The following is a 13266-nucleotide window of genomic DNA, read 5'->3' on the forward strand; positions in this document are numbered from 1 at the left end:
TGCTCGCCGCCACCTACAAGGCCGACGACCGCGGCCTGTCCGTGGAGCGCTTCACCGCCGAGGCCGTCGCCGGTGCCACCGGTGCCAACAAGATCGAGCCCGGCGAGGGCCGCGACGTCGTCCTGTACGGCTTCGGCCGTATCCGCCCCCTCGTCCCCCGCCCCCCTCCAGCGTCGCTCCGTCGCGTGCACGTGAGCCGCTCGGAGGATCACCCAAGGACGAATGGGGCATATCGCCCCAAACAACCCTGGCGACGGTACCCCTTGAGTGCCCAAAGTGGCGTGGGGTTAGCATGTGAGCGCCGCCTAGCTCGAAAGATAAACCTGTGACTGTCAATGACGACTCGTTCACCAACTGGAAAAACCGCGAGGAGATCGCGGAGTCGATGATCCCGATCATCGGGAAGCTGCACCGCGAGCAGGACGTGACGATCCTGCTGCACAGCCGCTCCTTGGTGAACAAGTCGGTGGTCAGCATCCTGAAGACGCACCGATTCGCCCGCCAGATAGCCGGCGAGGAGCTCTCCGTCACGGAGACCCTGCCGTTCCTGGAGGCGCTCACCACGCTGGACCTGGGTCCCTCCCAGATCGACATCGGCATGCTCGCCGCCACCTACAAGGCCGACGACCGCGGCCTGTCCGTGGAGCGCTTCACCGCCGAGGCCGTCGCCGGTGCCACCGGTGCCAACAAGATCGAGCTCCTGTACGGCTTCGGCCGGATCGGCCGCCTCGTCGCCCGCCTCCTGATCGAGAAGGCCGGATCCGGCAACGGGCTGCGCCTGCGCGCCGTCGTCGTCCGCGGTGGCGGCGAGGCGGACCTGGTCAAGCGCGCGTCGCTGCTGCGCCGTGACTCCATCCACGGCCAGTTCCAGGGCACGATCACGGTCGACGAGGCGAGCAGCACGATCATCGCCAACGGCAACGCGATCAAGGTGATCTACGCCAACGACCCGAGTGAGGTCGACTACACGGCGTACGGCATCAAGGACGCCATCCTCATCGACAACACCGGCAAGTGGCGCGACCGCGAGGGCCTCTCCAAGCACCTGCGCCCCGGTATCGACAAGGTCGTCCTGACCGCTCCGGGCAAGGGCGACGTCCCGAACATCGTGCACGGCGTCAACCACGACACGATCAAGCCGGACGAGCAGATCCTGTCCTGCGCCTCCTGCACCACCAACGCGATCGTCCCGCCGCTGAAGGCCATGGACGACGAGTACGGCGTGCTGCGCGGCCACGTGGAGACCGTCCACTCGTTCACCAACGACCAGAACCTCCTGGACAACTACCACAAGGCCGACCGCCGCGGCCGCTCCGCGCCGCTCAACATGGTCATCACCGAGACCGGTGCCGCCTCGGCCGTCGCCAAGGCGCTCCCGGACCTCAAGGCGCCGATCACCGGCAGCTCGATCCGCGTCCCCGTCCCGGACGTCTCGATCGCGATCCTGAGCCTGCGCCTCGGCCGCGAGACCACGCGCGAGGAGGTCCTCGACTACCTCCGCGACGTCTCGCTGAACTCCCCGCTGAAGCGCCAGATCGACTTCACCACCGCGCCCGACGCCGTGTCGATGGACTTCGTGGGCTCGCGCCACTCGTCGATCGTCGACGCCGGCGCCACCAAGGTCGACGGCGACAACGCGATCCTGTACCTCTGGTACGACAACGAGTTCGGCTACTCGTGCCAGGTCATCCGGGTCGTCCAGCACGTCTCCGGCGTCGAGTACCCGACGTACCCGTCCCCGGCGGTCTGATCCTTCGCACCCCCGCTCCACCCACGGCCCGTTCCACCGCCCACCACGGCGGCGGAGCGGGCCGCGTGCGTGCCCGGGGCGGGCCGCGTGCGTGTCCGGGGCGGGATCCGGGCGGGATCGGGGGCGCCGAAACCCAGGTGTGCGGTGGACTGTTGTGCTGTTACGTTCCTCGTGTGCCGAAGTTGAATCAGATCATCGCAGTGGAGAAGGGCGTCAAGTCCAAGTCTCTCCAGGAACTCACCCAAGCCCATCAGGACGTCCAGAAGCCCGCGTTGCTCGCCGGCATCTCGCGGACGTACCAGCCCAAGGACGAGGAGGGCGAGCAACTGCCGCCCGAGTCCACGCGGGTGCAGGTCAAGGCGGAGGACGTGCTGCGCGCGACGGCGGGGACGCTGACGCGGCTGTTCGACGTGACGGCGACGAAGGACTGGGCGAACCGCACGGCGGCCGCGGACGTCGTCGTCGACGGCACGGTCCTGCTGCCCCAAGTACCGGTCCCGTACCTGCTGTTCCTCGAGAAGCAGCTCACCGACCTGCACACGTTCGTACGCAAGCTCCCGGTGCTGGACGCGTCGGAGGCCTGGAACCTCGACCCCTCCACGGACTCGTGGAAGACCGACCCGGTCCGCACGATCCGCACCAAGAAGGTGCCGCGCAACCACGTGAAGGCCGAGGCCACCGAGAAGCACCCGGCTCAGGTCGAGGTGTACTACGAGGACGTCCCGGTCGGTTACTGGACGACGGTGAAGTTCTCCGGAGCACTGCCGGCCCGCCGGGTCAACGAGCTCCTCGACCGCGTCGAAAAGCTCCAGCAGGCCGTCAAGTTCGCCCGCGAGGAGGCCAACGGCACCGAGGTCACCGACCAGCGCGTCGGTGATGCGGTGTTCGGCTACCTGTTCCGGTAGCCTCAAGATCGCCCCTTGTGCGAGCGAGGGGGTGCGCGCACAGCGCGCAAAGCTGAAACTGATGTTGAAGCTGACCAAGGGGTGTCAGTTGGGGGTTCGAATCCCTCCCCCGGCACACGTGCCGGGGTGGCCCAAGCCGGCAGAGGCGGCCCCGTGAAACTCAGATTCTCGCTCCAGTCTCAGCATTCGCCGCCGAACGCCGGATCGACCGAGCGCGGACGATCATCGATGGATGGGGGTTCAAGTCCCCTCTGCGCCTCTCTCGTGGCGCGGTAGTTCAAAGGCAGAACACGTCGATCTCAGAATGATCCGCGACTCTTAAACGCCGCCGGTGTGCGCAATTGGGTGGCAAGCTGGAGCCCGGGAGCTGGATATGCTCCCGGGCCCCGTCACGTTCCCCGCCGGATGCTACGCGTAGGGGTCGAAGGGGATCGGGGGCTTCGAGGCGTTCAGGGCGTCGTTGAAGCGGCCGTCGGTGATCTTGATGGTGGCCGAGCCGAAGTCGGCGTTCATGAGCTTGTCGCGCAGGCCCGCCGGGTAGCCGTTCCAGCCGACGAGGCGCGGGTAGAACCAGTTGCCGGTGTGGTTCTCGGCGGGCTCGTCGTTGCCGTTGGCCAGGCGGTAGAAGTGCGTCGAGGCGCCGTCCTTGTGGTAGACGACCTTGGCATGGGTGCCGTCGAAGCGGACCTGCGAGCGCGGGTACCACTTCCAGCCGCTGTGCTGCGAAGTCGACACGTACTGGACCTCGTTGTCCTTGATCCAGACCACCACGTGCTCGAAGTCGTGCCGGTGCCCGATGGCCAACGGGCCGAGCGTGGCCTGGTCCTTCTCGAAGTAGCCCGCGTACATGACGGCGCACCAGCCGTTGTTGCACTTCGCGCGGGAGTACGTGTTGGAGTTCTGCAGCTGTACGAGGTCACGGCAGTGGCCGTTGACCGCTCCCCCGGGCTTGAGCCCGGGGTTGAGCACGCCGCCGGCGCTGATCGCGGCGGTGGCGTAGCAGCCGTCCCCGTCGTAGTCGAAGGCGGGCGAGAAGGTCTGTTCGAGGCCGTCCGCGTTCTGCGGCAGGGCCGGTATCACGTCGGCGACGGCGACGGCCGGAAGGGCCATCACGAGCGCCGCGGCCCCGAGCCCGGCGGTGGTCGCGGTCCGGCGGAACCCGGCCCACCGCCGCCCCCGGCGGGAGGCCCCGGCCCCGGCCTCTTCGTTCATCGTCCTCGTCGGCGACAGCAGGCTGCGCACATCATCTCCTGACCTGTACATGTAGATCCGGGCGTCGAGGCGAACGCTAGCCGGGCAGCGTTCAAGTCCGGGTCGAGTCAGGCGAATTCCAGATGTACGACGACGTCCTCCGAGGGGACGTGCTCCGAAGGGAGGTGCTTCGACGGGACGTGCTTCGGCGGGAGGTGCCCGCTCAGCCGCCGACGCGGTCCAGCACGGCGCGGCGCCAGCGCTCCGTCTCGGCGATCTGGTTGAACGTGAACAGGTGCAGACCGGCCACCGCCGCCTCGGGCGCTCCGAGCGCGGGGGCACTGCGGCGCAGCAGCCGTTCCGGGGAGTAGCCGCCGGGTGCCGCGAAGCGCAGGAACCACGAGGGGTGCCGGGTCAGGAACTTGGCCGACTCCCCCACGCCGATCTTCGTGGCCATGGCCAGCAGCTTCGCGCGCTCGACGGGGCCCGCGACCCCGACGTGCACGGGCAGCACGATCTGCCGGCCCCGTACCCGCCCGATCCACCGCCGCAGGGTCGCCGGGTCGAAGCACAGGTTGCTGACGATGTACGTCGCGTGCGGCTGCTTGTCCCACATCGCCCGCACGGCGACCTCGTCGTCGATGAGGGGATGGCTCTCCGGGTAGCCGGTGATGCCGACGTGCGCGAACGGACTGCCCAGCTCGCCGAGGCGGCGCAGTACGGGCAGGGCCGCGTCGTACGGACCGGCCGGCGGGTCGGCGTCGCCGGCCGGCACGAAGACGTCCTCGATGCCGGCGGCGACGAGCCGGTCCACGATGTCCGCGAGGTGGCCCTCATCGGTTATCTGCCGGGCCGGGAGGTGCGGGACGACCCGGTAGCCGTGCCCGGCCAGGCGGGTGGCGAGGTCCAGGGTCGGGCCGATGCCCTTGGCCGGGGAGGCGGTGACGGTGACCGGCACGTCGGCCGGGACGTGCGCCAGGACCTTGTCCTCGGTGGCCTTCGCCGGCAGGACCTCGTAGCGGACCCTGCGCAGGAGCTCCGCGAGGCCGCCCCCGGTGACCGGGGCCTGCGCGGGGCGTTCGGGATACGGCGTGGGCCGGGCGGACATGCCGCTCCTCCTCGGGTGACGGGGGTGCCGCATCGGCGGCTGTTCTCGGCCCCCATCATGCCGGGTGCGCGAATGCCGTCGTTCGCCGCGTACGGAAGGCCGCAGGCTTGGACCATGGAACACGTTGCCGCGCTGACCGCGGAGCTCCTCGAAACGGACCGGACGGCGGGGGCGCGCCGGGCCGCCCCGGCGGCGCTGCGGGCCGTGGCCTCCGTCCGGCCCGCCGCGTCCGCCGTGCCCGCCGCGTCCGCCGCTTCCGCCGCTTCCGCCGCTTCCGCCGCCGAACGGTCGGCGCTGATGGAGCTCTTGCAGGTCGCCGCCTGGATCCTCTTCGACGCCGAGCGGCACGGGGTCTCGCGGCGGCTCAGCCACCGGGCGCTCGCCCTGGCCCGCACCCTCCCCGAGGAGGCCCGCTCCGTCGAGCTGCTCGTCCTGTCCGTGCTGTGCCTCCAGGAGGAGCACCTCGGACGCCCCGCCGCATCGCTGCGCATCTCCTCGTCCGTCCTGGCCGGCCCGGACCTCCCGGCGCGGGTGGCCGCCATCTTCCACGTACGCGAAGCACGCGCCCGTGCCCGGCTCCGGCAGGGCCGCCGGGCGCTGCGCTCCCTCGCCGCGGCCCGGGAACTCCTGGCGGACGGGCCCTGCGAGCGCGATCCGTCCTGGACCTGGTGGTTCGACCGGTCGGAACTCGACGGTCACCACGGTCTGGCCCTCGCCGACCTGGGGGACCCCGACGGCGCCGCGGCCCTCCTGCACGAGGCGGCGGCCGCGGGTGAGGCGCCCGCCTACCGCTCGCTGTTCTCGACCGAGCTGGCCTCCGTACTCGCCCGGGCCGGCGCCTGGCGCGAGACGGACGCGTGGTTGTCCGGCCTGGTCGAGTCCGTCCCGGACATCGGGTCCGTCCGCGCCCTGAACGCATTGGCGCGCACGACCCGCACCATCGAACGCGGCCCCCGCGTCCCCCGCTCCCTGCGGGACACCGGCCGGCACCTCGCCGCGAGCCTCCGGAAGGAGACCGTCCCCGCGCACCCCGCCTTCCGGGCGCTCCGGCGGTCGTGAGAGGGTCGCCCCGGCCTCCGCGACGGGGCCGCGCGCGAGGAGGGCAGTGTGACCGGCACCGGCAGTACATCCACCGGACGGGTACTGGTGGCGGACGACGACGCCGCCATCCGCCGCTCCCTGGAGCGCGGACTGCGGCTGAGCGGCTTCACCGTGCTGCTCGCCGAGGACGGGCCCGCCGCACTCGCCCTGCTCGCCGACCAGACCCCGGACGTCCTCGTACTGGACGTCTCGATGCCCGGCCTGACCGGCACCGAGGTCTGCCGCGGCCTGCGCGCCCGCGGCGACGAGACTCCCGTCCTGATGCTGTCGGCCCTCGACGAGGTCGCCGACCGGATCGCCGGACTGCAGGCCGGGGCCGACGACTACCTCGTCAAACCGTTCGCCCTGGAGGAGCTCGTCCTGCGCCTGCACGCCCTGCTGCGGCGCCGCCCGACCCCCGCTGCCGCCCCGGACGTCCTGCGCGCGGGCCCGCTCGTGATCGACGAGGCCCGCCGCCAGGTCCACCACGAGCAGGTCGAACTCCACCTCACCCGGCGCGAGTTCGAGCTCCTGCTCCAGCTGGTGCGCAACGCCGGGATCGTCCTCACCCGGGACCAGCTGCTCGACCGGGTGTGGGGGTACGACTTCGAGGTCCGCAGCGACGCCGTCGACACCTTCGTCAGCTACCTGCGCCGCAAGCTGGAGGAGGGCGGGCGCCCGCGCCTGATCCACACCGTGCGCGGCGTCGGCTTCGTCCTGCGCGTCCCCGGGGCCCGGGAGGGCGGGTCGTGAAGCTCGCCACCCGCATCGCCCTCTCGGTGACGGTCGTGGTGCCCCTGCTGGTGCTCGCGGCCGGCCTGCTGGTGCTCGGGCTGGTCAGCCGCGATCTCCACCAGCAGCAGGACACCCGGCTCCAGGACCGGGCCTCCGCCGTCCTCCCGGACGTCAAGACGCTGCTCGCGGCCGACCGCAACGGGAAGCCGAAGGTGGAGCAGAACCAGCACCGCAAGGTCCTCGGTGACGTCCTCGACGCCGGGCTGCGCGTGCGGACCGCGGACGGCGCCGTCGTACTGGAGGGCGGCCCGCAGCCCGCCGACCCGGTGCGGCTGCCCGAGCAGACCCCGGACGGACCGGTCACCGTCCGGGCCAAGGGCCGCGCCTGGCGGGTGCTGACCGTCCCGGTGGCAGGTCCCGCGCCGGGCACGCTGTGGCTGTTCACCCCGGCCTCGGCCGCCGACCCGCAGGTCGTCGCCGTACGCCGCCGGGTCCTGCTGGTGGCCCTGCTGGCGGCGCCGGTCGCCGGGCTGCTCGCGTACGGGCTGGCCGGCCGCGCCACCGCCTCCGTACGCAGGCTGAGCCGCCGGGCCGCCGAACTCGACCCGGGCGCGGGAGCGGCCGCGTTCGCCAGTGCGCCCGTGAACATCGCCGAGGTGGACGAACTGTCCTTGGCCATCGGCCAGTTGCTGTCCCGGTACGAGGAGCAGGCCGCCCGCACGGCGCAGGCGCTGGACACCGCCCGCTCGTTCTCCTCCGCCGCCTCGCACGAGCTGCGCACCCCGCTGATGAGCATGCGGACCGACCTGGACGTACTGGCCGCCCATCCCGACCTCTCCCCCGCCGAACGGGCCGAGATCGTACGGGACTTGCAGCGCGACCACGCCCGCCTGCTGGACCTGCTCACGGCCCTGCGGATGCTCGCCCGGGGCGATCTGGTGGAGGTGTCCGCGTTCGCCTCCCTCGACCTGTCCGAGCTGGTGGACACCGTGGTCGGCGAGAGCGCCCGCCGCCATCCCGATGCGCGGCTGGACGTGGAACTCCCCGCGGAGCTGAGGGTGTTCGGATGGGATGCCGGACTGGCCATCCTGCTCACCAACCTGCTGGGCAACGCGGCGGTGCACGGCCACCGGCCGGACGAGCCGGCCAGGATCGCGGTACGGCTGCACGCGGAGGGCGGGCACGCGGTGCTCACCGTGGACGACGCCGGGCCCGGCATCCCGCCCGGCGAACGGGAGGCCGTCTTCCGGCGGTTCCACCACCGCCCCGGCAGCCCCGGCTCCGGGCTCGGGCTGACGCTCGTCGCCCAGCAGGTCGCGCTGCACCAGGGCACGGTCAGGATCGGGACGCCGCCCGGCGGCGCGGGCACCCGCTTCGAGGTGCGGCTGCCGCTGTCGGCGGCCGACGCCCCGACCCTGCGGCTGCCGGCGCGGCGCGACTGGATCTCCCGGGGCGACTGAGGACGCGGGCTCGCGGTCGGCCCCCGCGGACTCACAAAGTTTCCACAAAGACACCCCCTACCGTCCTGACGGGTCGGCCGCCAGTGAGCCGGCCCGCTCGTACCGAAGGGGATACAGCCATGCTCCCGAACCGTAGGACCGCCGCCGCCGCGATCGGCGCCCTCGCGCTGGCCGGCGCCCTGATCTCCGCCGCCCCCGCACAGGCCGACTCGGCAAGCCCCGCACCCGCCGCGCCGAAGACGGCCAAGTCCGCGCCGAAGGGCGACGGCGCCAAGGCGATCTGCAAGCGCCTGCCCAAGACGGAGACCCGCGTCAGCACGGCCATCGACCGCCTCAAGGGCGATGCCACCGTTCTCGGCTCCGTCGCACGCCTGGAGCAGCGCGTCGCGAACGCCCAGACCGCCGGCCACACGGAGGTCCACACCTACCTGAACGACCGCCTGACCTTCCGCAAGAGCCTGCTGCCCACCCTCCAGAAGCGGCAGGACGACCTGAAGGCCGTCAGCACCTGGTGCTCCGCGCAGGAGTCCAAGTGACCCGAGCGACCGCGCCCCGCCGCGCCGCCGCGGCGCTCGCCACCCTGGCCGCGGCCACGGCGCTGCTGCTCACCGGCTGCTCGCCCGGCGCGACCGCCAAGCCCGGCGGCACCCAGTCCGTGAGCGGCGCCGACGAGGCCACGGTCAAGGACATGCAGCGGAAGCTGGACGACGCCGAGAGCGCGGCCGCCCAGGCGGACTCGGACGCCACCCAGAACAACTGACCCGCCCCGCACACGCCCCGGCCCGCCCCCGTTCCTCGGGGGCGGGCCGGATCCGTTCGCCCAGACGGCGGGCCCGGCCCGGACGGTTCAGACGGCGGGCCCGGCCCGGACGGTTCAGACGGCGGGCCCGGCCCCGGGCCGGTGCACCGTGCGCAGCCCCTGGAGCAACAGGCCGAGGCCGAACTCGAACTGCGCCGTGAAATCGGTGCCGGCCAGCACGGGCAGGGCCGCGGTGAGGTGCGGGTAGCCCGCCGCCGCCACCGCCTCGCGCAGCTGCTCGGGGTCCGCGGGCCCCTGATCGCCGGGTTGGAGGGCGGCCTGCTCCTCCAGGGTGTGGCCGACGGTGAAGTGGACGACCGTCATCGCGGTGCGCGCCGCCTCCTCCGGGCCGAAGCCCGCCCCCCGCAGCACCCCGACGAGGGTCTCGGCGAAGCCGAGGGTGTTCGCGCCGGTCGAGTGGGTTCCGGCGTAGACCCGCGCCCCGTCGCGATGGGCGAGGAGCGCCGTCCGCATACGGCGGGCCAGGGCGGTCAGGCGTCCGCTCCAGTCGGGGTCCGGCGGCGGGGTGGAGCAGCCCGCCAGCATCCGCTCGGCCATGGCGGTGAGCAGGTCCTGCTTGGTGGCGAAGTGCCGGTAGAGCGCCCCGGCCTGGACGCCCACCGCGTCGGCCAGCCGCCGCATGGTGAGCGCGTCCAGCCCGGATTCGTCCAGCAGCACCAGGGCGGCCTCGACGGTACGGGCCTGGTCCAGCCGCGGGGGCCTGCCCCGGGTCGGGGGGCGGGCCGCGTCGGCAGCCGGCGGGGTTGACGGTGAGCTCATGGACCCCACTATAGTGAACAGCGTTCACGTGAACACTGTTCACTAAATAGGGAAGATCCAGAGGAGAGGTTCCCGATGGACACCGATGTGATCGTCGTGGGCGCCGGGCCGACCGGCCTGATGCTCGCCTGCGAGCTCGCGCTGGCCGGCGTACGGACCCGGATCGTGGAGCGGCGGGAGGCTCCGCAGTCCGATTCGCGGGCGCTGACCCTGCACCCGCGCAGTGTCGAGCTGATGGACCAGCGCGGGCTGGCCGACCGGTTCCTCGCGCTCGGCCGGACCGTTCCCGGCTGGCACTTCGCCGGCCTCGACACCCGGCTGGACTTCGGTGCCCTGGACAGCCGCCACGGATACACCCTGTTCCTGGCCCAGGCCCGTACGGAGGCGCTGCTGGAGGAGCGGGCCCGCGAGCTCGGCGTGGAGATCCACCGCGGGCGCGAGACCACCGGGCTGCGCCAGGGCCCGGACGGCGTGGAGGCGGACGTACGCGGCCCGGACGGATTCGGGACCGTACGCGCCTCCTACCTCGTCGGCTGCGACGGCGGGCGCAGCATCGTGCGGCAGGAGGCCGGCATCGCGTTCCCCGGCACGGACGAGACCCTGACCGGCATCCTCGGCGACTTCGCGGTGGCCGACCCGGAGAGCCTCGGGCGGGCTCGGGCCGAGGGCGTACTGGCCGTCCCGCTGGAGGGCGGCCTGATCCGGTTCGTCCTCATCGACCCGGAGCGGATGCGGACGCCGGCCCGCGAGCCGGTCACCGTCGAGGAGTTCCGCGCCTCCCTGATCCGGATCTGCGGGAGCGACTGCGGGATCGGCCGGCCCCGGTGGCTGTCCCGGTTCGGCAACGCCACCCGGCTCGCCGAGCGCTACCGCTCCGGGCGCGTGCTGCTGGCGGGGGACGCGGCGCACATCCACTTCCCCGCGGCCGGCCAGGGACTCAACACCGGGCTCCAGGACGCGGTGAACCTGGGCTGGAAGCTGGCCGCCGAGATCCACGGCTGGGCGCCGCCGGGGCTGCTCGACACCTACCACGGGGAGCGGCACCCGGTGGGCGTGGCGGTCACCGAGAACACCGAGGTCCAGACCCTGCTGGCGGAGCTGACGCTGGTCCCCTCGTACCGGCGTCCCGCCGTCGCCCTGCGCAAGCTGCTCGACGAACTGCTCGGCATCGAGGCGGTCAACCGCCGGCTCGCCGGGCTGGTCTCCGCCCTCGGCATCGGCTACCCGGCCACCGCTCCCGGCGCCGATCCGCTGGTGGGCACGCGGATGCCGGACATCCCGCTGAGCATTGCCGGTTCCCCCGCTTCCCGGGTGTACGAGCTGCTCCACGAGGGCCGCTTCGTCCTGCTGAACCTCGCGGAGGAGCGGGGCTTCGACGCCGGGGAGGCAAGGGCCGACCGGGTCACCTCGGTCACCTCCGTCACCGCGGCCGGCGCGGTCACCTCCGTCACCCCGGCCGGCGCGATCACCTCGGCCGGCGCCGGCCGCGACCGCCTCGACGGGGTGGCCGAGGTCCTCGTCCGCCCCGACGGGCACATCGCCTGGGCCACCCGGACCACAGACGCCGCGGCCCGCCGCGCCGAGCGGTACGAAGCCCTCGCCGCCTGGGCCGGCCGGCGGTAGGACGTGCGCCGGAGGGGTGTCAGGGCCGCTTGCCGCGCAGGAACCGGCGCAAGCGGGTCCACGGCCAGGTGTTGATGACATCGTCCCCGGTCAGCCAGCCGCGCTGCGCCGTGCCCACCCCGTAGCGCAGGTACGGCAGGTGCGTGGTGGCGTGCGCGTCCGAGTTCACCGCGAACTTCACCCCGTGGAGCTTCGCCCGCAGGATGTCCTCGTCGCCGAGGTCGAGCCGCTCCGGATGCGCGTTGATCTCCAGGGCGGTACCCGTCCGCGCGCAGGCCTCGAAGACGGCGTCGAAGTCGGCGTCCACGCCCGCACGCCGGCCGATCCGCCGGGTGGTGGGGTGGCCGATGACGCAGACGTACGGGTTCTCGCAGGCCCGGATGAAGCGCCGGGTCATGGCGGCCCGGCTCTGTCCGAAGTGGGAGTGCACGGAGGCCACGCACAGGTCGAAGCCGGCGAGGAAGGAGTCGGGCCAGTCCAGGCCGCCGTCCGGGCCGATGTTGAGTTCGGTGCCGTGCAGCAGCCGCATCCCGCGCACCGTGCGGTCCAGGGCCCGTACCTGCTCGCGCTGCGCCAGCATCTTCTCCTCGGTCATGCGCTGCATGGCGAGGTCCGGCGCGTGGTCGGTGACCGCGTAGTACGCGTAGCCGCGCGCGGCAGCGGCGGCCACCATGTCCTCCAGCGGGGCGAGGCCGTCGGTGAGGTCGGTGTGGGTGTGCAGGTCACCCCGGATGTCGCCCTCCGCCACGAGGGCGGGCAGTTCACCGCGCAGCCCCGCCGCGACCTCCCCGCGGTCCTCGCGCAGCGTCGGCGGGATCCAGGGCAGGCCGAGCCGGGCGTAGACCTCCTCCTCCGTCTCCGAGGCGAGGCTCTTGCCGCTCTCCGCGTCGAAGAGCCCGTACTCGGAGAGCTTGAGCCCCTGGCGCACCGCGAGGGCGCGGGTGCGGATGTTGTGCGCCTTGGATCCGGTGAAGTACTGCAGGCCCGCCCCCCAGGAGGCGGGCGGCAGGACGCGCAGGTCGACCTGGAGGCCGGCGCCGGTGCGGACGGACGTCTTCTTCGCGCCGTGCGCGATGACGTCGGCCACGAGCGGGAGCCCGGCGAGGGCCGTCATGAACGGCGCGGAGGTGTCGGCCGCGACCAGGACGTCGATGTCGCCGATGGTCTCGCGCATCCGGCGCAGTGAGCCCGCGTACGTGCACCGCACGCACCCCGGGATCCGCTCCATCTCGGCGACGATCTGCTCGGCGATGTCCATCGCGGCGCCGAGCAGGATGCGGCCGTCGGCGTTCCGGAGTACGGAGATCCCGTGCAGGATGTTCTGCTCGGTCTGCTCGCCGAAGCCCTTCAGGTCGCGCAGCCGCTCCTTGCGGATGGCGTCCTCCAGTTGCTCGACCGAGGAGACGCCCAGCTCCTCGTACAGGACGAGGGCCTTGCGGGGTCCGAGCCCGGGGATCGCGGTCAGTGCCCGCACCCCGGCCGGGACGGCGGCCCTGCGCGCCTCGATGTCCGGGACGCGCCCGGTGCTCAGGTACTCGACGACCTTCTCGGCGATCGACCTGCCCACGTTCGGTATCTCCCGCAGGCCCTTGACGTCGAGCCGGGCGACGTCGGCCGGGTGGCCGCCGATGGCGCGGGCGGCCTTCTCGTACGCGCGCGCCTTGAAGGCGTCGCCGCCGCTGATCGCGATCAGGTCGGCGTACTCCTGGAGCAGTGCCTCGACCTTCTCGTTGGCCCTGGCCATGCCTCCAGGGTGCCTCGTGGACCGGGGCCCGTCTCGGCGTACCGGAACCGGGCTCGGGCACGGCCCGTGGAGAGAAGTAGAGGATTGTTCA

The 13266-nt window shown here is 72.6% G+C and carries 12 protein-coding genes and 1 pseudogene; 9 read left to right on the forward strand and 4 right to left on the reverse strand.

What is annotated here, in order from left to right:
• From ADK52_RS41930 to ADK52_RS34280, 3 genes and pseudogenes are all read left to right on the forward strand, one after another.
• A pseudogene (locus ADK52_RS41930) lies at positions 1–161 on the forward strand (glyceraldehyde-3-phosphate dehydrogenase); the annotation flags it as partial.
• A gap of 164 nt (positions 162–325) precedes the next feature.
• Complete coding sequence (locus ADK52_RS34275; protein WP_053693771.1) at positions 326–1750, forward strand: glyceraldehyde-3-phosphate dehydrogenase; 1425 nt, start codon at positions 326–328, stop codon at positions 1748–1750.
• A 173-nt stretch (positions 1751–1923) separates the two neighbouring features.
• On the forward strand, positions 1924–2655 hold the full coding sequence (locus tag ADK52_RS34280) for a hypothetical protein (protein WP_053693772.1): 732 nt from the start codon (positions 1924–1926) through the stop codon (positions 2653–2655).
• A gap of 408 nt (positions 2656–3063) precedes the next feature.
• Here ADK52_RS34280 and ADK52_RS34285 read toward each other — a convergent pair whose 3' ends face one another.
• Together ADK52_RS34285 and ADK52_RS34290 are read right to left on the reverse strand one after the other, a co-directional pair.
• The gene (locus ADK52_RS34285; protein ID WP_234344372.1) at positions 3064–3765 is read right to left on the reverse strand and encodes an NPP1 family protein; all 702 of its coding nucleotides are present in this window, start codon (positions 3763–3765) and stop codon (positions 3064–3066) included.
• Between the two features lie 304 nt (positions 3766–4069).
• The gene (locus ADK52_RS34290; RefSeq protein ID WP_053693773.1) at positions 4070–4954 is read right to left on the reverse strand and encodes a methylenetetrahydrofolate reductase; all 885 of its coding nucleotides are present in this window, start codon (positions 4952–4954) and stop codon (positions 4070–4072) included.
• 114 nt (positions 4955–5068) lie between these two features.
• Between ADK52_RS34290 and ADK52_RS34295 the strand changes: the two genes are divergently transcribed.
• The 5 genes from ADK52_RS34295 to ADK52_RS34315 all read left to right on the forward strand — a co-directional run bounded on the left by ADK52_RS34295 (position 5069) and on the right by ADK52_RS34315 (position 8989).
• Positions 5069–6013 (forward strand): hypothetical protein, encoded by a 945-nt coding sequence (locus ADK52_RS34295; protein ID WP_053693774.1) that lies wholly within the window; start codon positions 5069–5071, stop codon positions 6011–6013.
• Positions 6014–6061: 48 nt separating this feature from the next.
• Positions 6062–6787 (forward strand): response regulator transcription factor, encoded by a 726-nt coding sequence (locus tag ADK52_RS34300; protein WP_053693775.1) that lies wholly within the window; start codon positions 6062–6064, stop codon positions 6785–6787.
• Positions 6784–8229 carry a sensor histidine kinase gene (locus tag ADK52_RS34305; RefSeq protein ID WP_053693776.1) on the forward strand — a complete coding sequence of 482 codons (1446 nt, stop codon included), beginning with the start codon at positions 6784–6786 and terminating at the stop codon, positions 8227–8229. Before ADK52_RS34300 ends, ADK52_RS34305 begins: the two co-directional genes overlap by 4 nt.
• A 119-nt stretch (positions 8230–8348) precedes the next feature.
• A complete protein-coding gene (locus tag ADK52_RS34310) occupies positions 8349–8765 on the forward strand; it encodes a hypothetical protein (protein WP_053693777.1) in 417 nt (138 codons plus the stop codon).
• Positions 8762–8989 (forward strand): hypothetical protein, encoded by a 228-nt coding sequence (locus ADK52_RS34315; protein ID WP_053693778.1) that lies wholly within the window; start codon positions 8762–8764, stop codon positions 8987–8989. Before ADK52_RS34310 ends, ADK52_RS34315 begins: the two co-directional genes overlap by 4 nt.
• Positions 8990–9103: 114 nt before the next feature.
• On the opposite strand, the gene ADK52_RS34320 is transcribed toward ADK52_RS34315, so the two are convergent.
• On the reverse strand, positions 9104–9808 hold the full coding sequence (locus tag ADK52_RS34320) for a TetR/AcrR family transcriptional regulator (RefSeq protein ID WP_053693779.1): 705 nt from the start codon (positions 9806–9808) through the stop codon (positions 9104–9106).
• 75 nt (positions 9809–9883) lie between these two features.
• On the opposite strand from ADK52_RS34320, the gene ADK52_RS34325 reads away from it, so the two are divergent.
• Positions 9884–11431, forward strand: a complete 1548-nt coding sequence (locus ADK52_RS34325; protein WP_053693780.1) for a monooxygenase — start codon at positions 9884–9886, stop codon at positions 11429–11431.
• A gap of 19 nt (positions 11432–11450) precedes the next feature.
• On the opposite strand, the gene polX is transcribed toward ADK52_RS34325, so the two are convergent.
• Positions 11451–13175 (reverse strand): DNA polymerase/3'-5' exonuclease PolX, encoded by a 1725-nt coding sequence (polX, locus tag ADK52_RS34330; RefSeq protein WP_053693781.1) that lies wholly within the window; start codon positions 13173–13175, stop codon positions 11451–11453.
• Positions 13176–13266 lie beyond the last annotated feature (91 nt).

Origin of the sequence: Streptomyces sp. WM6372, from assembly GCF_001279655.1 — a bacterium.
GTDB lineage: Bacteria > Actinomycetota > Actinomycetes > Streptomycetales > Streptomycetaceae > Streptomyces.

Coding starts and splice junctions, on each gene's coding strand:
- ADK52_RS34285 (WP_234344372.1), bottom strand. CDS start 3,765: ATGGCCCTTCCGGCCGTCGCCGTCGCCGACGTGATACCGGCCCTGCCG.
- ADK52_RS34290 (WP_053693773.1), bottom strand. CDS start 4,954: ATGTCCGCCCGGCCCACGCCGTATCCCGAACGCCCCGCGCAGGCCCCG.
- ADK52_RS34295 (WP_053693774.1), top strand. CDS start 5,069: ATGGAACACGTTGCCGCGCTGACCGCGGAGCTCCTCGAAACGGACCGG.
- ADK52_RS34310 (WP_053693777.1), top strand. CDS start 8,349: ATGCTCCCGAACCGTAGGACCGCCGCCGCCGCGATCGGCGCCCTCGCG.
- ADK52_RS34320 (WP_053693779.1), bottom strand. CDS start 9,808: ATGAGCTCACCGTCAACCCCGCCGGCTGCCGACGCGGCCCGCCCCCCG.
- ADK52_RS34325 (WP_053693780.1), top strand. CDS start 9,884: ATGGACACCGATGTGATCGTCGTGGGCGCCGGGCCGACCGGCCTGATG.
- polX (WP_053693781.1), bottom strand. CDS start 13,175: ATGGCCAGGGCCAACGAGAAGGTCGAGGCACTGCTCCAGGAGTACGCC.